The 26,120-nt window shown below is 68.0% G+C and carries 22 protein-coding genes and 1 tRNA gene; 2 read left to right on the forward strand and 21 right to left on the reverse strand.

Annotated features, from left to right (window positions below; all coding sequences use genetic code 11):
• The 11 genes from rplB to rpoB all read right to left on the reverse strand — a co-directional run.
• Positions 1-671, reverse strand: a 671-nt coding sequence (gene rplB, locus RIN46_RS10515) for a 50S ribosomal protein L2 (RefSeq protein WP_309109465.1), incomplete at its 3' end; no start/stop codon positions are given.
• 28 nt (positions 672-699) lie between these two features.
• Complete coding sequence (gene rplW / locus RIN46_RS10520; protein WP_309081126.1) at positions 700-1,005, reverse strand: 50S ribosomal protein L23; 306 nt, start codon at positions 1,003-1,005, stop codon at positions 700-702.
• Positions 1,002-1,604 carry a 50S ribosomal protein L4 gene (gene rplD / locus RIN46_RS10525; RefSeq protein WP_309081127.1) on the reverse strand — a complete coding sequence of 201 codons (603 nt, stop codon included), beginning with the start codon at positions 1,602-1,604 and terminating at the stop codon, positions 1,002-1,004. Before rplD ends, rplW begins: the two co-directional genes overlap by 4 nt.
• A 4-nt stretch (positions 1,605-1,608) precedes the next feature.
• Complete coding sequence (gene rplC / locus RIN46_RS10530; protein WP_309081128.1) at positions 1,609-2,259, reverse strand: 50S ribosomal protein L3; 651 nt, start codon at positions 2,257-2,259, stop codon at positions 1,609-1,611.
• Between the two features lie 19 nt (positions 2,260-2,278).
• Positions 2,279-2,587, reverse strand: a complete 309-nt coding sequence (rpsJ, locus tag RIN46_RS10535; RefSeq protein WP_013349689.1) for a 30S ribosomal protein S10 — start codon at positions 2,585-2,587, stop codon at positions 2,279-2,281.
• 552 nt (positions 2,588-3,139) lie between these two features.
• Entirely contained in the window at positions 3,140-4,330 is a 1,191-nt protein-coding gene (gene tuf, locus RIN46_RS10540) for an elongation factor Tu (protein WP_309081129.1), read from the reverse strand.
• Between the two features lie 332 nt (positions 4,331-4,662).
• On the reverse strand, positions 4,663-6,777 hold the full coding sequence (gene fusA, locus RIN46_RS10545) for an elongation factor G (RefSeq protein WP_309081130.1): 2,115 nt from the start codon (positions 6,775-6,777) through the stop codon (positions 4,663-4,665).
• An 87-nt stretch (positions 6,778-6,864) separates the two neighbouring features.
• A complete protein-coding gene (gene rpsG, locus RIN46_RS10550) occupies positions 6,865-7,335 on the reverse strand; it encodes a 30S ribosomal protein S7 (RefSeq protein WP_309081131.1) in 471 nt (156 codons plus the stop codon).
• Complete coding sequence (rpsL, locus tag RIN46_RS10555) at positions 7,335-7,709, reverse strand: 30S ribosomal protein S12 (protein ID WP_189349245.1); 375 nt, start codon at positions 7,707-7,709, stop codon at positions 7,335-7,337. Before rpsL ends, rpsG begins: the two co-directional genes overlap by 1 nt.
• Positions 7,710-8,048: 339 nt before the next feature.
• Entirely contained in the window at positions 8,049-11,939 is a 3,891-nt protein-coding gene (locus RIN46_RS10560; protein ID WP_309081132.1) for a DNA-directed RNA polymerase subunit beta', read from the reverse strand.
• Positions 11,940-12,060: 121 nt separating this feature from the next.
• The gene (gene rpoB / locus RIN46_RS10565) at positions 12,061-15,567 is read right to left on the reverse strand and encodes a DNA-directed RNA polymerase subunit beta (protein WP_309081133.1); all 3,507 of its coding nucleotides are present in this window, start codon (positions 15,565-15,567) and stop codon (positions 12,061-12,063) included.
• A gap of 312 nt (positions 15,568-15,879) precedes the next feature.
• Here rpoB and RIN46_RS10570 point away from each other — a divergent pair, with 312 nt between their 5' ends.
• Positions 15,880-17,097: an acetyl-CoA C-acetyltransferase gene (locus tag RIN46_RS10570; protein ID WP_309081134.1), complete on the forward strand. Its 1,218-nt coding sequence runs from the start codon at positions 15,880-15,882 to the stop codon at positions 17,095-17,097.
• Here RIN46_RS10570 and RIN46_RS10575 read toward each other — a convergent pair.
• From RIN46_RS10575 to RIN46_RS10610, 8 genes are all read right to left on the reverse strand, one after another.
• Entirely contained in the window at positions 17,045-18,160 is a 1,116-nt protein-coding gene (locus tag RIN46_RS10575; RefSeq protein ID WP_309081135.1) for an acyltransferase, read from the reverse strand. The two genes, RIN46_RS10570 and RIN46_RS10575, sit on opposite strands and share 53 nt — an antisense overlap.
• A gap of 167 nt (positions 18,161-18,327) precedes the next feature.
• The gene (gene rplL / locus RIN46_RS10580) at positions 18,328-18,705 is read right to left on the reverse strand and encodes a 50S ribosomal protein L7/L12 (protein ID WP_309081136.1); all 378 of its coding nucleotides are present in this window, start codon (positions 18,703-18,705) and stop codon (positions 18,328-18,330) included.
• Positions 18,706-18,774: 69 nt separating this feature from the next.
• Positions 18,775-19,335: a 50S ribosomal protein L10 gene (rplJ, locus tag RIN46_RS10585; protein ID WP_309081137.1), complete on the reverse strand. Its 561-nt coding sequence runs from the start codon at positions 19,333-19,335 to the stop codon at positions 18,775-18,777.
• A gap of 363 nt (positions 19,336-19,698) precedes the next feature.
• Positions 19,699-20,403 carry a 50S ribosomal protein L1 gene (rplA, locus tag RIN46_RS10590; RefSeq protein WP_309081138.1) on the reverse strand — a complete coding sequence of 235 codons (705 nt, stop codon included), beginning with the start codon at positions 20,401-20,403 and terminating at the stop codon, positions 19,699-19,701.
• A 151-nt stretch (positions 20,404-20,554) separates the two neighbouring features.
• The gene (rplK, locus tag RIN46_RS10595; protein WP_309081139.1) at positions 20,555-20,986 is read right to left on the reverse strand and encodes a 50S ribosomal protein L11; all 432 of its coding nucleotides are present in this window, start codon (positions 20,984-20,986) and stop codon (positions 20,555-20,557) included.
• Between the two features lie 144 nt (positions 20,987-21,130).
• The gene (gene nusG / locus RIN46_RS10600; RefSeq protein ID WP_309081140.1) at positions 21,131-21,964 is read right to left on the reverse strand and encodes a transcription termination/antitermination protein NusG; all 834 of its coding nucleotides are present in this window, start codon (positions 21,962-21,964) and stop codon (positions 21,131-21,133) included.
• Positions 21,965-22,040: 76 nt separating this feature from the next.
• Positions 22,041-22,304, reverse strand: coding sequence for a preprotein translocase subunit SecE (gene secE / locus RIN46_RS10605; RefSeq protein WP_309081141.1), 264 nt, complete (start codon positions 22,302-22,304; stop codon positions 22,041-22,043).
• Positions 22,305-22,430: 126 nt separating this feature from the next.
• Positions 22,431-22,503 (reverse strand) — tRNA-Trp (locus RIN46_RS10610).
• 219 nt (positions 22,504-22,722) lie between these two features.
• Here RIN46_RS10610 and RIN46_RS10615 point away from each other — a divergent pair.
• Positions 22,723-23,916: a pyridoxal phosphate-dependent aminotransferase gene (locus RIN46_RS10615; RefSeq protein WP_309081142.1), complete on the forward strand. Its 1,194-nt coding sequence runs from the start codon at positions 22,723-22,725 to the stop codon at positions 23,914-23,916.
• Here RIN46_RS10615 and RIN46_RS10620 read toward each other — a convergent pair.
• On the reverse strand, positions 23,913-24,614 hold the full coding sequence (locus RIN46_RS10620) for a response regulator transcription factor (RefSeq protein WP_309081143.1): 702 nt from the start codon (positions 24,612-24,614) through the stop codon (positions 23,913-23,915). The genes RIN46_RS10615 and RIN46_RS10620 overlap by 4 nt on opposite strands.
• The gene (locus RIN46_RS10625; RefSeq protein WP_309081144.1) at positions 24,611-26,080 is read right to left on the reverse strand and encodes a PspC domain-containing protein; all 1,470 of its coding nucleotides are present in this window, start codon (positions 26,078-26,080) and stop codon (positions 24,611-24,613) included. The genes RIN46_RS10620 and RIN46_RS10625 overlap by 4 nt, the downstream gene beginning before the upstream one ends.
• Positions 26,081-26,120: the final 40 nt, after the last annotated feature.

Consider the following 26,120-nt stretch of genomic DNA (forward strand, 5'->3'; position numbering starts at 1 on the left):
ACACCGCGGACGGTCGGGCGGATGCCCTTCCAGCGGTTACGGCCGGCCTTGCCCCAGTTGATGTTCGACTGCTCGGCGTTGCCGACCTCGCCGATCGTCGCGCGGCAGCGGACGTCGACGTTGCGGATCTCGCCGGAGGGCAGGCGCAGCTGGGCGAACTTGCCCTCACGGGCCACCAGCTGGATGGAGGCACCGGCCGAGCGGGCCATCTTGGCACCGCCGCCCGGGCGCAGCTCCACGGCGTGGATGACCGTACCCACCGGGATGTTGCGCAGCGGGAGGTTGTTGCCCGGCTTGATGTCGGCGTTGGCGCCGGCCTCGACGGTGTCGCCCTGGGAGAGCTTGTTCGGGGCAATGATGTAGCGCTTCGTGCCGTCCACGTAGTGGAGCAGCGCGATGCGGGCCGTGCGGTTGGGGTCGTACTCGATGTGAGCGACCTTCGCCGGCACGCCGTCCTTGTCGTGACGACGGAAGTCGATCAGACGGTACGCGCGCTTGTGGCCGCCACCCTTGTGCCGGGTGGTGATCTTGCCGCTGTTGTTACGACCACCGGACTTCGTCAGCGGGCGAACCAGCGACTTTTCCGGAGTGGTCCGGGTGATTTCTGCGAAGTCGGCAACGGACGAGCCGCGAAGGCCCGGCGTTGTCGGCTTGTACTTACGGATTCCCATTTTTATTCCTCGTTAAAGTGGTCTCCGCTTAGGAAAGCGGACCGCCGAAGATGTCGATAGTGCCTTCCTTCAGCGACACGATCGCACGCTTGGTAGCCTTGCGCTCGCCCCAGCCGAAGCGGGTGCGCTTGCGCTTCCCGGCACGGTTGATGGTGTTGACCGAAGCAACCTTCACGCCGAAGATCTGCTCCACGGCGTTCTTGATTTCGGACTTGTTCGAGCGCGGGTCGACCAGGAAGGTGTACTTACCCTCGTCGATCAGGCCGTAGCTCTTCTCGGAGACGACGGGAGCAATGATCACGTCGTGCGGAGTCTTGGTGAAGGCGGCGCTCACTTGGCTTCCTCCTTGTTGACCAGGGCATCGAATGCATCCTTGGTGAAGACCACGTCATCGGCGACCAGCACGTCGTACGTGTTGAGCTGGTCGACGTAGATCACGTGGACGTCGGTGAGGTTGCGCACGGAGAGTGCTGCAACGTCATCGGCGCGGTCGATGACAACGAGCATGTTCTTGCGCTCGGTGAGAGCGCGAAGGGTTGCCAGCGCTTCCTTGGTGGACGGCTTGGTGCCGGCCACGAGGGACTCGATGACGTGGATGCGCTCGTGACGAGCGCGATCCGAGAGAGCGCCACGCAGTGCGGCGGCCTTCATCTTCTTGGGCGTCCGCTGCGAGTAGTCGCGCGGGGTCGGGCCGTGCACGATGCCGCCGCCGGTCATGTGCGGGGCGCGGATCGAGCCCTGACGAGCCCGGCCGGTGCCCTTCTGCTTGAACGGCTTGCGGCCTGCGCCCGAAACCTCGGCGCGGGTCTTGGTCTTGTGCGTACCCTGGCGAGCCGCGGCCAGCTGGCCGACGACGACCTGGTGCAGCAGCGGGACATTGGTCTGGACGTCGAAGATCTCGGCGGGGAGATCGACCTTCACAGTGTTAGCCATTTGGTTATGCTCCCTTCACGGCAGAGCGCACGAGGACGACCTGGCCGCGGGCGCCGGGAACGGCACCCTTGATCAAGAGGAGGTTCTTCTCGGCATCCACCGCGTGAACCGTGAGGTTCTGCGTGGTGTGGCGAACGGCGCCCATGCGGCCAGCCATGCGCAGGCCCTTGAAGACGCGGCCCGGGGTGGACGCGCCACCGATGGAACCCGGCTTACGGTGGTTCTTGTGCGCGCCGTGCGAAGCGCCGACGCCGGAGAAGCCGTGACGCTTCATGACACCGGCGAAGCCCTTGCCCTTGCTCTTACCGACGACGTCGACCTTCTGGCCGGCCTCGAAGATCTCGACAGAGAGTTCCTGGCCGAGCTCGTAGGAGTCGGCATCAGCAGTGCGCAGTTCGACGACGTGGCGGCGCGGCGTGACGCCGGCGGCCTCGAAGTGGCCGGCGAGCGGCTTGGTGACCTTGCGCGGGTCGATCTGGCCGAAGCCGATCTGGAGCGCGGTGTAGCCGTCGCGGTCTGCATTGCGCAGCTGGGTCACGACGTTGGAGTCGGCCTGCACGACGGTGACCGGGATGAGCTTGTTGTTCTCATCCCACACCTGGGTCATGCCGAGCTTCGTGCCCAGCAGGCCCTTGACATTACGGGTTGCGGTCATAGTCTCTCAGCACCTCCCCTTAAAGCTTGATTTCGATGTTGACGTCAGCCGGAAGGTCGAGACGCATGAGCGAGTCGACAGCCTTCGGAGTCGGATCGACGATGTCGATCAGGCGCTTGTGGGTGCGCATCTCGAAGTGCTCGCGGCTGTCCTTGTACTTGTGGGGCGAACGGATGACGCAGTACACGTTCTTCTCCGTCGGCAGCGGCACGGGGCCGACTACGGTTGCGCCTGCGCGCGTGACCGTCTCTACGATCTTCCGGGCAGAAACGTCAATGACCTCGTGGTCATACGACTTCAGCCGGATGCGGATTTTTTGTCCCGCCATGGCGTCATGCCTCTTTCTGATTAGCACTCTCTGTACAGTTGCTGTGCCCTAGACGTGATCCTCACCGGATCGGCACGCCTCGCACGGACTGAATCCGGATGAATCCGGGTTCCTCACCCCGCCGAGGTCCGACCCCCGCGGTCGGGCGTGTCGCTAACTCTTCTCAGAGTTGCCCGCCGTGGGGGAATCTTCAATTGCGCTCTGTTCGCTCCAGTCGGCCACTCCCCCGCCCCGGGCATTATCCCGGGCGGGAAGCTGGCTCCGTCGGAGCCGGCCTGCGGACCGCGTTCTGGTACCGGACACGGCTGACCGCAGGCAAAGCAAATGAACAACTTGTCTAGTGTGCCATGCCCTGCCGCGGCGTCGCAAATCGGGGCCCAGGGCTCGGCCCTCCCCCGGTGCCCGGCCGTTGAATGAACCGGGCCCCGAACGGCATTGCCGTTGAACGACCTGCCGTTAGACGACCTGCCGTTAAAACGACGAGGGGCCCCGCTGCCTTCCGGCAACGGGGCCCCTCGTACGATCCTGCGGATCTACAAGAAGGTCGGGACCTTACTTGAGGATCTTGGTGACGCGGCCCGAGCCAACGGTGCGGCCACCCTCGCGGATGGCGAAGCCGAGGCCGTCCTCCATGGCGATCGGCTGGATGAGCTCGACCGTCATCTCCGTGTTGTCGCCCGGCATGACCATCTCGGTGCCCTCGGGCAGCGTGATGACGCCGGTGACGTCGGTGGTGCGGAAGTAGAACTGCGGGCGGTAGTTCGAGTAGAACGGGTTGTGACGCCCACCCTCGTCCTTGGACAGGATGTAGACGTTCGCCTCGAAGTTCGTGTGCGGGGTGATGGAGCCCGGCTTCACGATGACCTGGCCGCGCTCGACGTCCTCGCGCTTGATGCCGCGGAGCAGAAGGCCGCAGTTCTCGCCGGCCCATGCCTCGTCGAGCTGCTTGTGGAACATCTCGATGCCGGTGACCGTGGTCTTCTGGACCGGACGGATGCCGACGATCTCGACCTCGGAGTTGATCGCGAGGGTACCGCGCTCGGCGCGGCCCGTCACGACGGTGCCGCGGCCGGTGATGGTGAAGACGTCCTCGATCGGCATGAGGAACGGCTTGTCGCGGTCGCGGACCGGGGTCGGGATGTACTCGTCGACTGCCTCCATGAGGTCCTCGACGGCCTTGACCCACTGCGGGTCGCCCTCGAGAGCCTTCAGGCCGGAGACGCGGATGACCGGAGCGTCGTCGCCGTCGAACTCCTGGGAGGACAGCAGCTCGCGGACCTCCATCTCGACCAGGTCGAGCAGCTCTTCGTCGTCGACCATGTCGGACTTGTTCAGCGCCACGAGCAGCTTCGGCACGCCGACCTGGCGGGCCAGCAGCACGTGCTCGCGGGTCTGGGCCATCGGGCCGTCGGTGGCGGCCACAACGAGGATGGCGCCGTCCATCTGAGCAGCACCGGTGATCATGTTCTTCACGTAGTCAGCGTGACCCGGGGCGTCGACGTGGGCGTAGTGGCGCGCCTCGGTCTGGTACTCGATGTGCGCGATGTTGATGGTGATGCCGCGCTGGCGCTCCTCCGGTGCGGAGTCGATCGCGCCGAAATCGCGCTGCTCGTTCAGATCCGGGTACTTGTCAGCAAGCACCTTGGAAATGGCAGCAGTCAACGTGGTCTTACCGTGGTCAACGTGACCAATGGTGCCGATGTTGACGTGCGGCTTAGTCCGCTCGAACTTTGCCTTCGCCACAGGTTCCTCCTAGAACATAGTCAGAAGACTTACCCTCGCCCACGCGGTTCGTGGACGAAACTCATGCAAGTCTAATGGGGGCTGGTTTGTTTCGCTAAATTTGCTTTCCGCAGGCGCCCGCGTCGTCCGGGCCCCTCAGTCTGCCCGGGCGGGGGCCGCCGCTGGGGGGGGCCCCCCCGGCGCCCCCCCCCCGCCCCGCGCGCGCGCCCCCCCCCCGCCCGCCGGCGGGGGCCGCCCCCCCCCGCCGCCCGGGGGGGGCCCCGCGGTGGGGGGCCCCCGCCCGGTCGCCGCCGACCGTCTCCGGCCGGCGGCAGACCAGGTTCCTCAGGCGATTACTCGCCGCGGGACTTCTGGATGATCTCGTCGGCCACGGCCTTCGGGACCTCGGCGTAGCTGTCGAACGTCATGGTGTAGACGGCACGACCCTGCGTCTTGGAACGCAGGTCGCCGATGTAGCCGAACATCTCGGACAGCGGGACCGAGGCCTTGACGACCTTGACGCCCTGCGCGTCCTCCATGGACTGGATCTGGCCACGGCGGGAGTTCAGGTCGCCGATGACGTCGCCCATGTACTCCTCCGGGGTGCGGACCTCGACGGCCATGACCGGCTCGAGCAGGACCGGGTTGGCGCGGCGTGCGCCTTCCTTGAAGACCTGCGAACCGGCGAGCTTGAACGCCATCTCCGAGGAGTCGACGTCGTGGTACGCGCCGTCGATCAGGGTCGCCTTGACGCCCACGACCGGGTAGCCGGCCAGGATGCCGAACTGCATGGCGTCCTGGATGCCGGCGTCGACGGACGGGATGTACTCGCGCGGGACGCGACCGCCCGTGACGGCGTTCTTGAACTGGTACATCTCGCCCTCGGAGGTGTCCAGGGGCTCGAACGAGACCTGCACCTTGGCGAACTGGCCGGAACCACCCGTCTGCTTCTTGTGGGTGTAGTCGACCTTCTCGGCGGCCTTCTTGATCGTCTCGCGGTAGGCCACCTGCGGCTTGCCGACGTTGGCCTCGACCTTGAACTCGCGCTTCATGCGGTCCACCAGGATGTCCAGGTGGAGCTCGCCCATGCCGCCGATCTCGGTCTGGCCGGTGTCCTCGTTGAGGTTGACCGTGAAGGTCGGGTCCTCGGCGGCCAGCTTCTGGATGGCCGTGGACAGCTTCTGCTGGTCGCCCTTGGTCTTCGGCTCGATGGCCACGGAGATCACGGGCTCCGGAAAGGTCATCGACTCGAGGACGATCGGGGCGTCCGTGGCGCTCAGGGTGTCACCGGTGGTGACGTCCTTGAGGCCGATCACGGCGTAGATGTGGCCCGCCACGATCTCCTCGACCGGGTTCTCCTTGTTGGAGTGCATCTGGAACAGCTTGCCCAGGCGCTCCTTCTTGCCCTTGGTCGTGTTCAGCAGCTGCGTGCCGGCCGTGACCCGGCCCGAGTAGACGCGCACGAAGGTCAGCTGGCCGAAGAACGGGTGCGAGGCGATCTTGAAGGCGAGGGCCGAGAACGGCTCGTCCTTGCTCGGCTTGCGGGTCAGCTCGACGGACTCGTCCGACGGGTCGTGACCGATCATCGGCGGGACGTCCAGCGGAGCCGGCAGGTAGTCGATGACCGCGTCCAGCATCGGCTGGACGCCGCGGTTCTTGAAGGCGGAGCCACAGAAGACCGGGTAGGCCTCGGAGTTGACCGTCATCTTGCGGATGCCGGCCTTGAGCTCCTCGTTGCTGATCTCCTCGCCCTCGAGGTACTTCTCCATGAGCTCCTCGGAGGACTCGGCAACCTGCTCGATGAGCTTGTTGCGGTACTCCTCGGCGCGCTCCTTGAGGTCCTCGGGGATCTCGCGGGTCTCGTAGGCGGCACCCATGGTGACGTCGCCCTTGGAGTCGCCCGGCCACACGAGGGCCTTCATGGAGAGCAGGTCCACGACGCCGACGAAGTCGGACTCGGAGCCGATCGGCAGCTGCATGACCAGCGGGGTCGCGCCCAGGCGCTTCACGATGGTGTCCACCGTGAAGTAGAAGTCGGCGCCCATCTTGTCCATCTTGTTGACGAAGCAGATGCGCGGGACGTCGTACTTGTCGGCCTGGCGCCAGACGGTCTCCGACTGCGGCTCCACGCCCTCCTTGCCGTCGAAGACGGCAACGGCGCCGTCGAGCACGCGGAGTGCGCGCTCGACCTCGACGGTGAAGTCAACGTGGCCCGGGGTGTCGATGATGTTGATCTGGTTGTTGTCCCAGAAGCAGGTCACGGCGGCGGACGTGATGGTGATGCCGCGCTCCTTCTCCTGCTCCATCCAGTCGGTCGTCGAGGCGCCGTCGTGCGTCTCGCCGATCTTGTGGTTCACACCCGTGTAGAAGAGGATGCGTTCCGTCGTGGTGGTCTTACCGGCATCGATGTGGGCCATGATGCCGATGTTGCGGACCTTCTTGAGGTCGGTGAGCACATCCTGTGCCACGTTGTCTCCCTTTGTCTGTTGACCCGGGGACGACGGCGGCCTCCGCACCGGGGTGCCTCGGCCGCCGTCATCCTCACGACGTCATGCTTACCAGCGGTAGTGAGCGAAGGCCTTGTTGGACTCGGCCATCTTGTGGGTGTCCTCGCGGCGCTTCACAGCGGCACCGAGACCATTCGAGGCGTCGAGGATCTCGTTCATGAGACGCTCGATCATCGTCTTCTCGCGGCGGTCCTTGGAGTAGCCGACGAGCCAACGGAGGGCGAGGGCGGTGGCACGGCCCGGCTTGACCTCGACCGGGACCTGGTAGGTGGCGCCACCGACGCGGCGGGAGCGGACCTCGAGGGCCGGGCGGACGTTGTCCATGGCCTTCTTGAGGGTAACCACCGGGTCGTTGCCGGACTTGGCCTCGGCACCGGCGAGGGCACCGTAGACGATGCGCTCGGCGGTCGACTTCTTGCCGTCGACGAGGACCTTGTTGATGAGCTGCGTGACCAGCGGCGACCCGTAGACCGGATCGGCGACGAGGGGGCGCTTGGGCGCCGGACCCTTACGAGGCATTACTTCTTCTCCTTCTTGGCGCCGTAGCGGGAACGAGCCTGCTTGCGGTTCTTCACACCCTGGGTATCGAGAGCACCGCGGACGATCTTGTAGCGGACGCCCGGGAGGTCCTTCACGCGGCCGCCGCGGACCAGCACGATGGAGTGCTCCTGCAGGTTGTGGCCCACGCCGGGGATGTAGGCGGTGACCTCGACGCCGCCGGAGAGGCGCACGCGGGCGACCTTGCGGAGCGCGGAGTTCGGCTTCTTCGGGGTGGTCGTGTACACACGGGTGCACACGCCACGGCGCATGGGATCGCCCTTCAGGGCGGGGGCCTTGGTCTTGTTGACCTTCGGCGAGCGGCCCTTGCGGACCAGCTGCTGAATAGTAGGCACTTTCGTGTCCTCCGGTTTCTGTGATCTGCCGCGCCGTGGGCCCAGGAGCCGTCGGCACTGCGGTGTGGTCGTTTCATCGCAACGCAACGGCAGCGGAATCGACCGTAGGCGTGCAAAAGTGTGGCATTCGTCGCGCAACTTCCCCGCGACCCGGACCGTGTCCCTTTGCCACACACAAAACAATTGACATCAATCTACCACGATTCGGCCCCCTCCTCCGAATCGAGGCGCGCGGGCCCGCCGACGGCGCAGGGCGGCACCGCTGCTGCGGTGCCGCCCTGCACTGTCGGGACGGTGGGCGACCTCTCCCCTAGGGGATCAGTCGCCTACTGCGGTCGGTCAGCGGAAGTCGCTGCCCAGGTCGTAGTCGTCCATCGGGATGGCCGTGAACTCGGGGCTGAGACCGTTGTCCATGCCCTCGTAGTCGAAGCCCGTGAAGGCGCTCGGACCCGTGAACAGGTTGGCCTTGGCCTCCTCGGTCGGCTCGACCGCGACCTTGGTGTAGCGGTCCAGGCCGGTGCCGGCCGGGATCAGCTTGCCGATGATCACGTTCTCCTTCAGACCGATCAGGGAGTCCGACTTGGCCTCCATCGCGGCCTGCGTGAGCACGCGCGTCGTCTCCTGGAAGGAGGCGGCAGACAGCCACGAGTCGGTCGCGAGCGAGGCCTTGGTGATGCCCATGAGCTCGTCACGGCCGGAGGCCGCCGACTTGCCCTCGGACACTGCCTTGCGGTTCTCCGCGATGAAGCGGGCCCGGTCGGTGAGCTCGCCCGGGAGCAGGTCGGTGTCGCCCTGCTCGATCACGGTGATCCGGCGCAGCATCTGCCGGACGATGACCTCCACGTGCTTGTCGTGGATGCCCACACCCTGGGACTGGTACACGTTCTGGACCTCGCGGACCAGGAACTTCTGCGCCTCCCGGGGGCCGAGCACGCGCAGGACCTGCTTGGGGTCGATCGCACCGGCGACGAGCTGCTGTCCGACCTCCACGTGGTCGCCGTCGACGACCAGCATGCGGGCACGGCGCAGGATCGGGTACGCGATGTCCTCGGTGCCGTCGTCCGGCGTGATGACGATGCGCAGCTGACGGTCCGCGTCCTCGATGGTCACGCGGCCGGCGACCTCGGAGATCGGGGCCACACCCTTCGGGGTGCGGGCCTCGAAGAGCTCCTGGATACGGGGCAGACCCTGGGTGATGTCCTCCGCGGAGGCCACACCACCCGTGTGGAACGTACGCATGGTGAGCTGCGTGCCCGGCTCGCCGATGGACTGTGCGGCGATGATGCCGACGGCCTCGCCGATGTCCACGAGCTTGCCCGTGGCCAGGGAGCGGCCGTAGCAGAGCGCGCAGGTCCCGACGGCGGACTCGCAGGTCAGCACGGAGCGGACCTTGATCTCCTGGACGCCAGCCTCGTACAGGCGGTCGATCAGGACGTCGCCCACGTCGGCGCCGGCCTCGGCCAGCACGTTGCCCTCGGCGTCCTTGACGTCGGTGGCCAGCGTGCGGGTGTAGGCCGAGTTCTCCACGGTCTCGTGCTTGCGCACGGTACCGAGGTCGTCCACGGTCGCGATCGGCACGGTCAGGCCGCGACGGGTGCCGCAGTCGTCCTCGCGGACGATGACGTCCTGGGAGACGTCGACCAGACGACGCGTCAGGTAGCCCGAGTTGGCCGTCTTCAGCGCCGTATCGGCCAGGCCCTTACGCGCACCGTGCGTCGCGATGAAGTACTCGAGGACCGTGAGGCCCTCGCGGTACGAGGACTTGATCGGACGCGGGATGATGTCGCCGCGCGGGTTGGACACGAGACCGCGGATACCCGCGATCTGGCGCAGCTGGAGCCAGTTGCCTCGAGCCTTCGAGGTCACCATGCGGTTGATGGTGTTCAGCTTCTCCATGCCGTTCTTCATCGCCTCGGCGACCTCGTCGGTCGCCTTGGTCCAGATGTCGACCAGCTCGGTGCGGCGCTCGTCGTCGGCGATCAGGCCCTTGTCGTACTGGGCCTGCACCTTGAGTGCCTGCTCCTCGTACGGGGCCAGGATCTCCGCCTTGTTCATGTTGGAGGAGACGTCCGAGATCGCGACGGTCACGCCCGAGCGGGTCGCCCAGTAGAAGCCGGCGTCCTTCAGGTTGTCCAGCGTCTGCGCGGTGATGACCTTCGGGTAGCGCTCGGCGAGATCGTTGACGATCTCCGAGAGCGCGTCCTTGCCGGCCACGTGCTCGACCCACGGGTAGTCCTCGGGCAGGGTCTCGTTGAAGAGCACCTGGCCCAGGGACGTCTCGATGAGCGCCGGGGTGCCCGGCTCCCAGCCCTCGGGGGCCGGCTGCTCCTCGGACGGCACGAAGCCCTCCACGCGGATCTTCACGACGGCGTTGAGGTGCAGCTCGCCGGCGTCGTGCGCCATGATCGCCTCGGCGGCCGTCGAGAAGACGCGGCCCTCGCCCTTCTCCCCCTCGCGCTTGGTGGTGAGGTGGTGGAGGCCGATGATCATATCCTGCGACGGCAGGGCCACCGGGCGGCCGTCGGACGGCTTCAGGATGTTGTGCGAGGAGAGCATCAGGATGCGCGCCTCGGCCTGGGCCTCCGGCGACAGCGGCAGGTGCACCGCCATCTGGTCGCCGTCGAAGTCGGCGTTGAACGCCGCGCAGACGAGCGGGTGCAGCTGCAGGGCCTTGCCCTCGACGAGCTGCGGCTCGAACGCCTGGATGCCCAGGCGGTGCAGGGTGGGTGCACGGTTGAGCAGCACCGGGTGCTCGGTGATGATCTCCTCGAGCACGTCCCAGACCTGCGGACGGTAGCGCTCGACCATGCGCTTGGCGCTCTTGACGTTCTGCGCGTGGTTCAGGTCCACGAGGCGCTTCATCACGAACGGCTTGAAGAGCTCCAGGGCCATCTGCTTGGGCAGACCGCACTGGTGCAGCTTCAGCTGCGGGCCGACGACGATGACCGAACGGCCGGAGTAGTCGACGCGCTTGCCGAGCAGGTTCTGACGGAAGCGGCCCTGCTTGCCCTTGAGCATGTCGGACAGCGACTTCAGCGGGCGGTTGCCCGGTCCGGTGACCGGACGGCCGCGGCGGCCGTTGTCGAACAGGGAGTCCACGGCCTCCTGCAGCATGCGCTTCTCGTTGTTCACGATGATCTCGGGCGCACCGAGGTCCAGCAGGCGCTTCAGGCGGTTGTTGCGGTTGATCACGCGACGGTACAGATCGTTCAGGTCGGAGGTCGCGAAGCGGCCACCGTCCAGCTGGACCATCGGGCGCAGCTCCGGCGGGATCACCGGGACGGCGTCCAGGACCATGCCCAGCGGGCTGTTGTCCGTGGTCAGGAACGCGTTGACGACCTTCAGGCGCTTCAGCGCACGGGTCTTGCGCTGGCCCTTGCCGTTCTTGATGATGTCGCGCAGGTGCTCGGCCTCGGCCTCGAGGTCGAAGGACTCGAGACGCTTGCGGATCGCCTCCGCGCCCATGGCGCCCTCGAAGTACAGGCCGTACTTCTCGCGCATGGCGCGGAACAGGCCCTCGTCGCCCTCGAGGTCGGCGACCTTGAGGTTCTTGAAGCGGTCCCAGACCTGCTCGAGGCGCTCGATCTCGGCGTCGGCGCGCTTGCGGATCTGCGCCATCGTCTTGTCGGCGAGGTCGCGGGCCTTCTTCTTCTCGGCGGCCTTGGCGCCTTCGGCCTCCAGGCGTGCGAGGTCGTTCTCGAGGTCACGGGCGACCGCCGCGATGTCGGAGTCGCGGTTCTCGACGAGCTGCTTGCGCTGCAGGTCGTGCTGCGCCTGCAGGTTCGGCAGCTCGGCGTGACGACGGTCCTCGTCGACGGACGTGATCATGTAGGCCGCGAAGTAGATGATCTTCTCGAGATCCTTCGGGGCCAGGTCCAGCAGGTAGCCCAGTCGGGACGGGACGCCCTTGAAGTACCAGATGTGCGTGACGGGGGCGGCCAGCTCGATGTGGCCCATGCGCTCACGGCGCACCTTGGCACGGGTCACCTCGACGCCGCAGCGCTCGCAGATGATGCCCTTGAAGCGCACGCGCTTGTACTTGCCGCAGTAGCACTCCCAGTCCCGGGACGGACCGAAGATCTTCTCGCAGAAGAGTCCGTCCTTCTCGGGCTTCAGGGTGCGGTAGTTGATGGTCTCCGGCTTCTTGACCTCGCCGAAGCTCCACTCACGGATGTCTTCACCGGTGGCGAGGCCGATGCGCATGAGGCCGAAGGAGGAATCGTTGGACATATGGTCCCTATCTCTCTAATTCTCTGAAGTCTTGTCCAGCGGCGCGAGCCGCTGATGGGTTCGGGAAAAAGATCGGTACGACGGCGGGTGCCCGGCGGTGCGCCGGGCCCCCGCCCGCGTACTAGACCTCCTCGACGGAGCTCGGCTCGGCCCGCGAGAGGTCGATGCCGAGTTCTTCCGCGGCCCGGAAGACTTCCTCGTCCGAGTCACGCATTTCGATCGTGGTGCCGTCCGCGGACAGCACCTCGACGTTCAGGCACAGCGACTGCATTTCCTTGATGAGCACCTTGAAGGACTCGGGCACGCCCGGGTCCGGGATGTTCTCGCCCTTGACGATCGCCTCGTAGACCTTCACGCGGCCGTGGACGTCGTCGGACTTGATGGTCAGCAGCTCCTGCAGCGTGTAGGCCGCGCCGTACGCCTCGAGGGCCCAGACCTCCATCTCACCGAAGCGCTGGCCGCCGAACTGGGCCTTACCGCCGAGCGGCTGCTGGGTGATCATGGAGTACGGACCGGTCGAGCGGGCGTGGATCTTGTCGTCGACCAGGTGGTGCAGCTTCAGGATGTACATGTAGCCGACGGAGATCGGGTCCGGGAACGGCTCGCCGGAGCGGCCGTCGAACAGGTTCGCCTTGCCGGTGTTGCCGATCAGCCGCTGGCCGTCGCGGGTCGGGGTGGTGTGGTCCAGCAGGTTGCGGACCTCGCCCTCCTCGGCGCCGTCGAAGACCGGGGTCGCGACCGTGGTCGGGCCCGACTCGCGGGGCAGGTTCGGGAGGTGCTGGAGCCACTCGGGCTCGCCCTCGATCTTCCAGCCCTGCTTCGCGGCCCAGCCCAGGTGGATCTCCAGGACCTGGCCGATGTTCATGCGGCCCGGGACGCCCAGCGGGTTCAGGATCACGTCGACCGGCGTGCCGTCCTCGAGGAACGGCATGTCCTCGACGGGCAGGATGCGCGAGATGACGCCCTTGTTGCCGTGGCGGCCGGCGAGCTTGTCGCCGTCCGTGATCTTGCGCTTCTGGGCCACGTACACGCGGACCAGCTGGTTCACGCCCGGGGGCAGCTCGTCGTCGTTGTCGCGGTCGAAGATGCGCACGCCGATGACCGTGCCGGACTCGCCGTGGGGCACCTTCAGGGACGTGTCGCGGACCTCGCGGGACTTCTCGCCGAAGATGGCGCGCAGCAGGCGCTCCTCCGGGGTCAGCTCCGTCTCGCCCTTCGGCGTCACGCGGCCCACGAGGATGTCGCCGGCCTCGACCTCGGCGCCGATGTGGATGATGCCGCGCTCGTCGAGCTGGCTCAGCACCTCCTCCGAGACGTTCGGGATGTCGCGGGTGATCTCCTCGGCACCGAGCTTGGTGTCGCGGGCGTCGACCTCGTGCTCCTCGATGTGGATCGAGGTCAGGACGTCCTCGGACACCATCCGCTGGGACAGGATGATGGCGTCCTCGAAGTTGTGGCCCTCCCAGGACATGAACGCCACCAGGAGGTTCTTGCCCAGGGACAGCTCGCCCTTGTCGGTGGAGGGGCCGTCGGCGATGATGCTCTGGAACTCCACCCGGTCGCCCTCGGAGACACGGACCCGCTGGTTGTATGCGTTGCCCTGGTTGGAGCGCGCGAACTTCATGATCGGGTACGCGGACTCCGTGCCGTCGTCGTTCATGACGATGACGAGGTCGGCGGAGACCGTGGTGACCACACCGGCCTTCTCGGCGGTGACGGCGTCGCCGGCGTCGACGGCCACGTACTTCTCCATGCCGGTGCCCACGAGCGGGGCCTCGGACTGGAGCAGCGGCACGGCCTGACGCTGCATGTTCGCGCCCATGAGGGCGCGGTTGGCGTCGTCGTGCTCGAGGAACGGGATCAGGGCCGTCGCCGCGGACACCATCTGGCGCGGGGAGACGTCCATGAAGTCGATCTCGGTCGGGGCGACGAGCACGGGCTCGCCGCCGCCGCCGCGCTCGCGGCAGAGGACGAGGTCCTCGGCGAAGCGCTGGTCCTCGGTCAGCGGCGCGTTGGCCTGGGCGATGAGGGCGTCGAGCTCCTCGTCGGCCGTGAGGTACTGGACCTCGTCGGTGACCCGGCCGTCGACGACCTTGCGGTACGGCGACTCGATGAAGCCGAACGCGTTGATGCGCGCGTAGGTGGCGAGCGAGCCGATCAGGCCGATGTTCGGGCCTTCAGGGGTCTCGATCGGGCACATGCGGCCGTAGTGCGACGGGTGGACGTCGCGGACCTCCATGCCGGCGCGGTCGCGGGACAGGCCGCCCGGGCCGAGCGCGGACAGGCGGCGCTTGTGCGTGAGGCCGGCCAGCGGGTTGTTCTGGTCCATGAACTGCGACAGCTGGGAGGTTCCGAAGAACTCCTTGATCGCGGCGACCACCGGGCGGATGTTGATCAGCGTCTGCGGCGTGATGGCCTCGACGTCCTGCGTGGTCATGCGCTCGCGGACGACGCGCTCCATGCGGGACAGGCCGGTGCGGACCTGGTTCTCGATGAGCTCGCCGACGGCGCGGATGCGGCGGTTGCCGAAGTGGTCGATGTCGTCGACCTCCACGCGGATGTCGACGTCCTCGCCGTTGCGGCGACCCGGGATCGTGGTCTCGCCGGCGTGCAGCGCCACGAGGAACTTGATCATGGCGACGATGTCGTCATTGCCGAGCACCGAGGCGCCCGGGCCCGAGAGCGGCTTGTCCAGGCCGAGCTTGCGGTTGATCTTGTAGCGGCCGACCTTGGCGAGGTCGTAGCGCTTGGGGTTGAAGTACAGGTTGTCCAGCAGGTTCTGTGCGGACTCGACTGTCGGCGGCTCTCCCGGACGGAGCTTGCGGTAGATGTCGAGGAGGGCTTCCTCCTGCGTCTCCGTGGTGTCCTTCTCCAGGGTGGCGCGGATCGACTCGTAGTTGCCGAACTCGGCGAGGATGTCGGCCTCGCTCCAGCCCAGGGCCTTGAGCAGGACCGTGACGGACTGCTTGCGCTTGCGGTCGAGGCGGACGCCGACCTGGTCGCGCTTGTCAATCTCGAGCTCGAGCCAGGCGCCGCGGGACGGGATGACCTTGGCGGTGAAGATGTCCTTGTCGGACGTCTTGTCCGGGGTGCGCTCGAAGTAGGCGCCCGGGGAGCGGACGAGCTGCGAGACGACGACGCGCTCGGTGCCGTTGATGATGAACGTGCCGTTCTGGGTCATCAGCGGGAAGTCGCCCATGAACACGGTCTGCTGCTTGATCTCGCCCGTGTTGTTGTTCATGAACTCGGCCTTGACGTACAGCGGGGCGGCGTAGGTCGCGTCGCGATCCTTGCACTCGGCCTCGGTGTACTTGGGGTCGGCGAACTCCGGATCGGAGAAGCTCAGCGACATCGTCTGCTGGAAGTCCTCGATCGGGGAGATCTCCTCGAAGATCTCGGCGAGGCCGGAGACCTCGGCGATGCTGTCGTCGCCGATCTCCTGGGCCGCGGCGAAACGGTCCTTCCACCGCTGGTTGCCCACCAGCCAGTCGAAGCTCTCCGTCTGCAGTGCCAGCAGGTTGGGCACGTCCAGCGGTTCGTGGATCTTTGCGAATGAGATTCGGCCGGCCGCTTCTGCGGACCGCGCCGAACTAGCGGTTACGTTTTGAGAGGTGCTCGAGGCGACCAAGATGGATCCTTCCACAGACCGTCAGGTTTCCGAGCGCCTCCCCCGCCCGTCCATGCCGCCGCCGCCAGCAGGGCACGCCAGTCGTCGTACTGGAGTGCTGCTGTTCGGGATTGCCGGTCGACATCACGGGATTTTCGGACCCACCGCTATATGAAGGCCAGAACGCAGAGAGGGAAGACGCAAAGCTCCATTCTACATACGGGCGCCTAGCATGTCTAGTGGAGGCTTGACAAGCCGCACACGCCGGATCCGCGCCGGCACGGCCCTGACCTGCGGACTCCACTGTGTCGTTGGTCACGGTAAAGTGGCCGTATGAGCAATCGGGATACGGGGAAGAGCGACGCCAGGACCGCCCGGGAGGCCGTGATCGTCGGGGGCGCGCGGACGCCGTTCGGCCGGTTCAAGGGCGGGCTCGCGGCCCTGTCCGCCGTGCAGCTGGGATCCCGCGCCATCGCCGGCGCGCTGGAGCGCTCCGGGGTCGGTCCGGAGGCCGTCGACGCCGTCGTGATGGGCCAGGTGGTCCAGGCCGGCGCCGGGCAGAACCCCGCCCGCCAGGCCGCGGTCGCCGCCGGCATCGGGTGGGACGTCCCCACGGTCACCATCAACAAAGTCTGCCTCTCCGGCCTGGCGGCCGTCACGGACGCCGCCCGCCTGGTCCGTCTCGGCGAGGCGGACGTCGTCGTCGCCGGCGGGATGGAGTCGATGACGAACGGCCCGCACGTCCTGCCCGGCTCGCGCCAGGGCTGGAGCTACGGCGACATCTCGGCGGTCGACTCGGTCGCCCACGACGGCCTGACCGACGCGTTCGACGGCGTCTCGATGGGCGTGAGCACCGAGCGGCACAACGGCAGGCTCGGGATCGCGCGCCGCGACCAGGACGAGGTCGCCGCCGCGTCGCACCGCCGGGCCGCAGCCGCCCAGAGCGACGGCGTGTTCGATCAGGAGATCGTTCCGGTCGAGATCCCCCAGCGCCGGGGAGAGCCCGTGGTGGTCTCCGCCGACGAGGGCGTCCGGGCCGACACCACGGCCGAGGGATTGGCGGGCCTGCGCCCCGCGTTCGACCCCGAGGGGACGATCACCGCGGGCAACTCTTCGCCGCTCTCGGACGGCGCCGCGGCCGTCGTCGTCGCCTCCCGGGCGTATGCCGAGGAGCACGGACTGACCGTGCTCGCGGCCATCGGCGCCCCGGGCCAGGTGGCCGGTCCGGACAACTCGCTGCACTCCCAGCCCTCGCGGGCGATCGAGCGGGCCCTGGAGACGGCGGGCTGGAGCCTCGCCGACGTCGACTTCATCGAGATCAACGAGGCCTTCGGCGCCGTGGCGTGCCAGTCCCTGCGGGATCTGGACTACCCGCTGGAGCGCACCAACATCCACGGCGGGGCCATCGCGCTGGGCCATCCGATCGGGGCCTCCGGTGCACGCCTCGCGCTGCACGCCGCGCTGGAGCTGGCCCGCCGCGGCTCGGGCCGCGCGGCGGTCAGCCTGTGCGGCGGAGGAGGGCAGGGCGAAGCCCTGCTGCTGCAGCGCTGAACCGCTCCCCCGCCCAGTCCAGGCCCTGCGTGACCTTCTCGGAGAGCGTCCTGCCGTAGGGGCGCTCGACCGCCCGGTGCACCGCGAAGGCGGCGACGAGGACCAGGGCCACGACGACGGCGAGCGTGACCGGGCGCGGCAGCACGGGGGCCAGGATGCCGATGAGCCACCAGCCCCACATCTGGTGCAGCAGGTAGACCGGGTAGGTCAGCGCCCCGGCCGTCGTCGCCCCCGGGATGGACCAGTCGCGGGCCCGGGTGAGCGTCATGCCGGCCAGGAGCGCGAACAGGGCGACGACGATCGGCCAGTACACCTCCGGGGCGATGGTGTAGCCCACGAGCGACTCGACCTCGCCGCTGACGCGTTTCCCGGTGAAGAAGGCGCTGAGGGCCACGTTGGTCCCGAGAACGATCCAGCGCAGGGGCGTGTGGCCGAAGCGGAAGATCAGGAAGAGCGCGATGCCCCCGGCGAAGAGCGGGGCGTGCTGCTTCATGAGGACCGTGTCCAGCGCCTCGAGGCCGGCCGCGTCGGCGAGGATCCCCGCGACCGGCCAGAGCCCGGCGAAGGCGATCATCCGTCCGGGCGTGAGCCAGCCCAGGAGCATGAGCAGCAGGATCCAGCCGTAGAAGCGCATCTCGGCCCAGAGGGTCCAGTAGACGCCGTCGATGTCGGGGACGTCGGCCGCCGACTGGAACATCGTGAAGTTCACGGCCCAGTCGGCGTACGTGAGCTTGTCGCCGGCGTCCGCCCAGATGAAGAACACGAGGATGCCGGTGGCGAGCACGCCCACCCAGTAGGCGGGGAAGAGCCGGCCCACACGCGAGCCGATGAACTGGCTGGGCCGGCGGCCGTAGCTGGAGAGCAGGATGACGAACCCGCTGACGATGAAGAACAGGGGGACGCCGAGGTTCCCGAAGGTGGTGATCCGGCTCAGCAGGGGCCAGGCCTCGCTGGCGTTCTCCGGGCCCCAGTTGCTGTGGTGCCAGGCCGTGTAGTGGTAGAACACCACCATCAGCGCCGCCACGAGGCGCGTGACATCGAGGAGGGCCAGCCGAGATCTCATATTGGTAACGGTACGAAGCCAGCCTTGGAGCTTCGTCAACGTTCACTGGTACGCGCGTGCGCGCGGGCGGACGCGGGGACGACGGAAGCCCCGCCCTCCGCTGCTGCGGTGGGCGGGGCTTCCGATGCTGAGATCCGGGGGTCCCGGCCTCGAGTAGTCCGGGGGACTTACTTGAGGGTGACCGTGGCGCCGGCGGCCTCGAGGGCCTCCTTGGCCTTCTCGGCGGTCTCCTTGTTGGCGCCCTCGAGGACGGCCTTCGGAGCGCCGTCGACGAGCTCCTTGGCCTCCTTCAGGCCCAGCGACGTGAGGCCACGGACCTCCTTGATGACGCCGATCTTCTTGTCGCCGGCGGCCTCGAGGATGACGTCGAACTCGGTCTGCTCCTCGGCAGCGGCCTCGCCGCCACCGGCGGCCGGGCCGGCAACGGCGACGGCAGCGGCGGTGACCTCGAAGGTCTCCTCGAAGGACTTCACGAACTCGGAGAGCTCGATGATGCTCATTTCCTTGAAAGCGTCGAGCAGCTCGTCAGTGGTAAGCTTCGCCATGATTTTGGCGTCCTTTCCTTTGAGCGGCGCGGTGTAGGCGCCGCAAGTTTGCGGTGGGGGTGAGAAGCCTCAGGCCTCTTCGGTGGCGGCGTCGGAAGCGGGTGCTTCCTCGGCCTCGGCGGCGGGAGCCTCAGCCGGGGCGCCACCTTCTTCTTCGCGCTTGGCGCGCAGTGCGTCGATGATGCGGGCCGCGGCGGACGCCGGTGCCTGCAGGACGCCGGCGACACGGGCCAGCTGGTGCTCGCGCGACTCGAGTGCGGCCAGGGCCTCGACCCCGCTCGCGTCGAGTGCCTTGCCCTCGAAGAAGCCGGTCTTCACGACCAGCTGCTTGTTCTCCTTGGCGAAATCCGTCAGGCTCTTGGCTGCGGCCACGGCGTCGCCCTTGATGAAGGCGATGGCGGTCGGGCCGGAGAGCTGGTCATCGAACGCGTCGATGCCCGCTTCCTTGGCGGCGATGCTGGTCAGGGTGTTCTTGACGACCGAGTACTTGGTGTCGGGACCAAGTGCGCGGCGCAGATCCTTAAGCTTCGCAACCGAAAGCCCGCGGTATTCGGTCAGGACAGCGGCGTTCGACTCCTTGAAGTCGGCGGTGATCTCCTCAACAGCGGTGATCTTGCTCTGCGTTGCCATAACCCTCCTTCCGGGGATTGAGTCGGATGTCGATCAGTTCCGGAAGTCCAGCCCCTGGGGGCTCGGGCCCGGGAGGGCCGCACACAAAAAACGCCCCGTGCAGGCGCACAGGGCTTCGGAGGACGACGACGTTGGTCACCGTGGAGGAAGTGTGTCACCTGCGTGGGTCGTCCTCTACGAGGAACTTTCAGATGCCCGCCCACGCTCTTCCTTGCGGAATCGCCATGGGCACACACCGACCGACGGTCTTAGGTACAGACAACTATAGCGACACGGCGGGCCCGCTCCAAATCGGCGGCCCCGCCAGACGCGGAAGGCCCCGCTGCTCGCGCAGCGGGGCCTTCCAGCCGAGGTCCGGGGACCCTAGGCGGTGACGACCTTGGTGACGTTCGGGTCCACCGGGATGCCCGGGCCGAAGGTCGTGGCGACGGTGGCCTTGCTGATGTAGCGACCCTTGGAAGCGGTCGGCTTCAGGCGAAGGATCTCCTCCAGCGCTGCGGCGTAGTTCTCGGCGAGCTTCTGGGTGTCGAAGGACGCCTTGCCGATGATGAAGTGCAGGTTGGAGTGCTTGTCGACGCGGAAGTCGATCTTGCCGCCCTTGATGTCCTCGACGGCCTTGGCGACGTTCATGGTCACCGTGCCGGTCTTCGGGTTCGGCATGAGGTTGCGCGGGCCGAGGATCTTGCCCAGGCGGCCGACCTTGCCCATGAGGTCCGGGGTGGCGACGGCGGCGTCGAAGTCGGTCCAGCCGCCCTGGATCTTCTCGATGATGTCGTCCGAGCCGACGAAGTCGGCGCCGGCGGCGATCGCGGCCTCGGCCTTGTCGCCGGTGGCGATGACGACCACGCGGGCCGTCTTGCCGGTGCCGTGCGGCAGGTTGACGGTGCCGCGGACCATCTGGTCGGCCTTGCGCGGGTCAACGCCCAGGCGGAAGGCGACCTCCACGGTCGGGTCGGCCTTGGAGACCGCGGTCTCCTTGGCCAGTGCCACGGCTTCGGCCGGCGAGTACAGCTTGCCGAAGTCGATCTTGGCTACAGCTGCCTCGTATGCTTTGCTGCGCTTTGCCATCTGCGTTTTCTCCTTATGCAGTCGTGGTCCAGTGGGTCGCGCTCGACCCTGCCACTTGCGGTGTCCGGCTCATCGGCCGTCCCGCGTTGATGATGTTCGGTGCCCCGGGTGGGGCTGCTCCGGACGGACCGGAGCGAGGGGGTGGGGCTGGTCAGCCCTCGACGGTGATGCCCATGGAGCGGGCAGTGCCGGCGATGATCTTGGCGGCGGCCTGGACGTCGTTGGCGTTCAGGTCGGTCATCTTCTGCTCGGCGATCTCCTCGCACTGCGCCTGGGTCAGCTTCGCGACCTTGACGGTGTGCGGGGTGGCGGAGCCCTTCTGGACGCCCGCAGCCTTCTTGATGAGCTCGGCCGCCGGCGGGGTCTTCGTGATGAAGGTGAAGGAGCGGTCCTCGTAGACCGTGATCTCCACGGGGATCACGTTGCCGCGCTGGGATTCGGTCGCGGCGTTGTACGCCTTGCAGAACTCCATGATGTTGACACCGTGCTGACCAAGCGCGGGACCGATCGGCGGTGCCGGGTTGGCGGCGCCTGCCTGGATCTGCAGCTTGATGAGGCCGGTGACCTTCTTCTTGGGGGCCATGTCGGGTCCTTCTACTCTTTACGTTTCCCACGCAGCACAGGAGCGTGCTGGAGGGGGTTGATTGCCGTGGCGCGGCAACCGAACGGCCCCATCCGGTCAAAGCGGTCCGGAATGGGGCCGAAGCTTGTTAATCCTACGGGATCGCTACTGGATCTTGGTGACCTGGTCGAAGGAGAGGGTCACCGGCGTCTCGCGCTCGAAGATCGACACGAGGACCACGAGCTGCTTGGTGTCCAACTTGATCTCGGAGATCGTGGCGGGCAGCGTCTCGAACGGGCCGTCGTTGACGGTGACCGACTCGCCGACCTCGAAGTCCACCGTGACCTCGGTGATCGGCGCACGGCCGGGCTTCGAGGAGCCCTCGGGGCCCTCCTCGGTCACGACCGTGTGCTCGAGCATCGAGAAGACCTCGTCCAGGCTCAGCGGCGTCGGGTCGTGGGCGTTGCCGACGAACCCGGTGACGCCCGGAGTGTGGCGGACGACACCCCAGGACTCGTCCGTGAGCTCCATGCGCACGAGCACGTAGCCCGGGATGCGCACGCGGCGGACGATCTTCTTGGTGGTGTTCTTGATCTCCATGACCTCTTCCATGGGGACCTGGATCTCGTAGATGAAATCCTCCATGTTGAGGGTCTGGATGCGCGTCTCCAGGTTGACCTTCACGCGGTTCTCATAGCCCGCGTAGGAGTGGATGACGTACCAGTCGCCCGGCTGGCGGCGCAGCTTGGACCGGAACTCCTCCTTGGGGTCGACCTCGGCCGCGGCGTCCGCGTCCTCCGTGGCCGACTCGGTGCCCGGTGCGTCGGCGTCCTCCTGGACGGCGTCGGACTCGGCGGCGGGCGCGTCCTGCGCCGGCGCTGCGTCCTCGGAATCCGCGCCCTCGGAAACGGCAGCTTCGGCCGACGCCTCGGCGTCGGCCTCCGGTGCCAGGTCAACGTTCTCTTCGTTGCTCTGGGCTTCGAGTTCCTGATCGGACACTGCGTTCCTGCTTTCTATCACTGGTTAACCAGAAGTGTTCATCGTGCAGCGGGCCGTCGCCACGCGTCAACGAGACTTACTGTTCCAGCGGTTCCGTGAAAACGAAGATCGACGCGTTGCCGAACAGGAAGTCCAGTGCACTGACAATCAGCATCACGACGATGACGAAGCAGAGAACGGTGATCGTGTAGTTGACCCATTCCTTCTTCGTCGGCGTGACGACCTTTTTCAGCTCGGAGAGGACCTGGCGGAGGAACAGCGCGATCTTGGCGAAGATCCCCCGCTTGTCGGCCTCGGGAGCTCGCATGTCGTTGGAGTCGCTCACCGCGCTATCGCTCACGCTACCTCGATCCAGGTGGTTTCCGATGAAACAGTCACGGTGCCCCGCTGGTCCCTCAGACCCGCGAGACACCGTGACGTGGTTATCGCTGAGCACGTCACGGACGGATCCGTGATTGCCACTGCGCAGGGCAGACAGGACTCGAACCTGCAACCTGCGGTTTTGGAGACCGCTGCGCTACCAATTGCGCCACTACCCTTGGTTGTTTCGACCGGCCGGACGCCTGCCGTCGGGACGGGGTCCCACCGACTGCACGGCTCGATCATGGTGCTTCGCAACACCGAGGTAAGAGTTTACGCAATGGATCGCCACAAGTCGAACCGGGCCGGAGCACGGCCCGCCGAGCACCATGACGGGGCGGGCGGCACTAAGCTGGGGACGTCGCCCCGCAACCCCAGTGAAAGCGAGCCAGAAGCGCATGTCCCGGATCTCCCGCCGCATCGGTTCCATCGCCGAATCCGCCACTCTCGCCGTCGACGCAAAGGCCAAGGCCCTCAAAGCGGCCGGGCGCCCGGTGATCGGGTTCGGCGCCGGAGAGCCCGACTTCCCGACCCCCGAGTACATCGTCGACGCGGCCGTCGAGGCCGCGCGCGACCCGCGGAACCACCGCTACTCCCCCGCCGCGGGGCTGCCCGAGCTGCGCGAGGCGATCGCGGCCAAGACCCTCCGCGACTCCGGCTACGAGGCCGCCGCCGCCCAGGTCCTGGTGACCAACGGCGGCAAGCAGGCCGTGTACAACACGTTCGCCACGCTGCTGGACCCCGAGGACGAGGTCCTCGTGCCCGCCCCCTACTGGACCACCTACCCGGAGGCCATCCGGCTCGCCGGCGGCGTGCCCGTCGACGTGTTCGCCGGCCCGGAGGCCGAGTACAAGGTCACCGTGGACCAGCTCGAGGCCGCGCGCACCGAGCGGACCAAGGTCCTGCTCTTCGTCTCCCCCTCCAACCCGACCGGCTCGGTGTACTCGCCGGAGGAGGTCGCCGCGATCGGCCGCTGGGCCGCGGAGCATGGCCTCTGGGTCGTCACCGACGAGATCTACGAGCACCTGGTGTACGACGGCGTCGAGTTCACCTCGATCGCCAGCGTTGTCCCCGAGCTCGCCGACCGCGTGGTCATCCTCAACGGCGTCGCGAAGACGTATGCCATGACGGGCTGGCGCGTCGGCTGGATGGTCGGCCCCCAGGACGTCATCAAGGCGGCCACCAACCTGCAGTCCCACGCCACCTCCAACGTCTCCAATGTCTCCCAGCGGGCCGCCCTGGCCGCCGTATCCGGGCCCCTGGACGCGGTGCACGAGATGCGCACGGCCTTCGACCGGCGGCGGAAGGCGATGGTCACGGCGCTGAACGAGATCGAGGGCTTCTACGCGCCGACTCCGCAGGGCGCGTTCTACGCGTACGTGGACGTTCGCGGCGCGCTGGGCCGCGAGATCGGCGGCGTCACGCCGACCACGTCCGCCGAGCTGGCGGCGCTGATCCTCGAGCAGGCCGAGGTCGCCGTCGTGCCCGGCGAGGCGTTCGGTCCGTCCGGGTTCATCCGCCTGTCCTACGCCCTCGGCGACGAGGACCTGGCCGAGGGCGTCGCCCGGATCCAGAGGCTCCTCGCCCGCTAGAGGATGCGGCGGTCCACGGCCCACCGGGTCAGCTCGTGCCGGTTGGACAGCTGCAGCTTGCGGAGCACCGAGGAGACATGGGTCTCGACGGTCTTGACGGAGATGAAGAGGTCCTTGGCGACCTCCTTGTAGCTGTAGCCGCGGGCGATGAGCCGCATGACCTCGAGCTCCCGCGCCGAGAGCAGATCCAGGTCCTCGTCCGCGCTGACGGCCGCGCCGGTGCCGAAGGCGTCCAGCACGAATCCGGCCAGCCGGGGCGAGAAGACCGCGTCCCCTCCGGCGACCCGGACCACGGCGTCGGAGATCTCCCTCCCGGAGGCCGACTTGGTGATGTAGCCGCGGGCACCCGCGCGGATGACGGTGACCACGTCCTCGGCCGCGTCGGAGACGCTGAGGGCCAGGAAACGGGTCCCGGCGAGCTGCCCCGCGCAGAGGGCCAGCACCTCGGCGCCGCCTCCCCCGCGGCCGCCGGGCAGGTGGACGTCCAGGAGCACGACCTCCGGACGCAGCTGCTGCACCGCGGCGGCGGCCTGCTCCACCGTGGCGGCCTCGCCGACGACCCGGAGGCGGCCATCGAGCTCGGCCTTCAAGCCGGCCCGGAAGACCGCGTGGTCGTCCACGACCACCACGCGGATCGGCTCCCCCGCGCCCGGGGAGCCCGGCTGCGGGGCGGGGGCGGCGTCGTCGTGCTGGTTCATGCCTGTTCCTCCTGGTGCGGGCGCTGCGCCCGATGCTCGTGCTCGGCGGGGTCGTGCTGGCGGCCGGGCCCGGAGCCCTCGCCGCCGTTGCCGTTGCGTCCGTCGTCGCCGCTCAGGGGCAGGCAGAGCTGGACCTCCGTGCCGTCGGGGCCGCTGCGGATGCGGGCGGTGCCGCCGTGGCGGTGCATGCGCCCGATGATGGACTCGCGCACGCCGAGCCGGTCCTCGGCGATGGTCTCGACGGCGAAGCCCTCGCCGCGGTCGCGGACGAACACCGCGACCTCCCGCGGGCCGCTCTCCACGTAGACCGAGACGCTGCCGCCGGCGTGCTTCGCCGCGTTGATCATGGCCTCGCGGGCCGCCTGGACCAGGGCCTCCTGACCGGGGACGCCCTCCACCCGGCCGACGGTCACGACGTCGAACCGGACCGGATAGCGCGCCTCCAACTCGGCGGCGTCGTGCCGGATCGCATCCCCGACGTCGGTCCTCTCCGGCGGCGCGTCCCGGTAGAGCCACTGCCGCAGCTCCCGCTCCTGGGCACGGGCGAGCCGGACCACGTGGGCCTCGTCGCCGGCGCGCTGCTGGATCAGGGCGAGGGTCTGCAGGACGGAGTCGTGCAGGTGGGCCGCGATGTCGGCGCGCTCGGCGGCGCGGATGCGGCTCGCGCGCTCGGCCTGGTAGTCCCGCCAGAAACGCAGCCCCCAGGGCAGGAGCACCACCACGACGCCGGCGAGGACCACCAGCGACACCAGCGCACCGGCCCAGATCGCCTCCACCCGGAGGCTCTGGGCGAGCAGCAGCATCAGGCCGACGATGACGAGGGCGAGCCCTCCGGCCAGCCGGGCGCCGAGGATCCAGCGCCGTTTCCGCCGCGGGGCGTCCGGGTCCTCCGGGCCGGACCCGCCGTCGCCGCGACTCGGCTCCGTCCCGGCCTCCGCGTTCAGGCGGGACCGGCCGGCGTCGATCTGCGTCCAGACGAGGGCGGCGCCGACGGCGGTCACCACGATCGGCCAGACGAAGCCCCACGCCAGGTCGAGGCCCAGCAGCTGCGCGACCAGCAGCAGGCCGGCCGCCAGCAGGGCGACGCCGATCAGCACGGTCCGCAGCGCCTGACCGGTGCCCGGGTCGCCGAGGCCGCCCGGGAGGCCGCGCATCGCCTCGGCGAGGGTGCGGCGGCGGGATGAGTCGAGCGTCTCGGAGGCCCGGGCCGCGTCGGTGCTGCTGGGCAGCAGGATCCAGAGCCAGGCGTAGAGGAAGAGGCCGGCGCCTCCGGCGAAGGCCGCCAGGACCATCAGCAGGCGGACCACCCACGGCTCGGTCCCCAGATGGGCGGCGAGCCCGGAGCAGACTCCCGCGAGGACGGCGGGCTCGCTGCGCAGCAGCGGGGCGCGCCCGCCGCCCGGGCGCTGGGCCGCGGCGTCGTCGGGTCCCGGCGGGCTGCCGGTGGCGGTGGCGGTGGCGGTCATGGGACTACTAAAGCACGCGGAACCGCCGCTCAGGGCCCGG

This window comes from Zhihengliuella sp. (genome assembly GCF_031178195.1).
GTDB lineage: Bacteria > Actinomycetota > Actinomycetes > Actinomycetales > Micrococcaceae > Zhihengliuella.

What these genes read in the sequence shown, in the direction of transcription:
- rplD (WP_309081127.1), bottom strand. Translation starts at nt 1,604, where the DNA reads ATGGCTAACACTGTGAAGGTCGATCTCCCCGCCGAGATCTTCGACGTC.
- rplC (WP_309081128.1), bottom strand. Translation starts at nt 2,259, where the DNA reads ATGACCGCAACCCGTAATGTCAAGGGCCTGCTGGGCACGAAGCTCGGC.
- rpsJ (WP_013349689.1), bottom strand. Translation starts at nt 2,587, where the DNA reads ATGGCGGGACAAAAAATCCGCATCCGGCTGAAGTCGTATGACCACGAG.
- rpsG (WP_309081131.1), bottom strand. Translation starts at nt 7,335, where the DNA reads ATGCCTCGTAAGGGTCCGGCGCCCAAGCGCCCCCTCGTCGCCGATCCG.
- RIN46_RS10560 (WP_309081132.1), bottom strand. Translation starts at nt 11,939, where the DNA reads ATGTCCAACGATTCCTCCTTCGGCCTCATGCGCATCGGCCTCGCCACC.
- RIN46_RS10570 (WP_309081134.1), top strand. Translation starts at nt 15,880, where the DNA reads ATGAGCAATCGGGATACGGGGAAGAGCGACGCCAGGACCGCCCGGGAG.
- RIN46_RS10575 (WP_309081135.1), bottom strand. Translation starts at nt 18,160, where the DNA reads ATGAGATCTCGGCTGGCCCTCCTCGATGTCACGCGCCTCGTGGCGGCG.
- rplL (WP_309081136.1), bottom strand. Translation starts at nt 18,705, where the DNA reads ATGGCGAAGCTTACCACTGACGAGCTGCTCGACGCTTTCAAGGAAATG.
- rplJ (WP_309081137.1), bottom strand. Translation starts at nt 19,335, where the DNA reads ATGGCAACGCAGAGCAAGATCACCGCTGTTGAGGAGATCACCGCCGAC.
- rplA (WP_309081138.1), bottom strand. Translation starts at nt 20,403, where the DNA reads ATGGCAAAGCGCAGCAAAGCATACGAGGCAGCTGTAGCCAAGATCGAC.
- rplK (WP_309081139.1), bottom strand. Translation starts at nt 20,986, where the DNA reads ATGGCCCCCAAGAAGAAGGTCACCGGCCTCATCAAGCTGCAGATCCAG.
- RIN46_RS10615 (WP_309081142.1), top strand. Translation starts at nt 22,723, where the DNA reads ATGTCCCGGATCTCCCGCCGCATCGGTTCCATCGCCGAATCCGCCACT.
- RIN46_RS10620 (WP_309081143.1), bottom strand. Translation starts at nt 24,614, where the DNA reads ATGAACCAGCACGACGACGCCGCCCCCGCCCCGCAGCCGGGCTCCCCG.
- RIN46_RS10625 (WP_309081144.1), bottom strand. Translation starts at nt 26,080, where the DNA reads ATGACCGCCACCGCCACCGCCACCGGCAGCCCGCCGGGACCCGACGAC.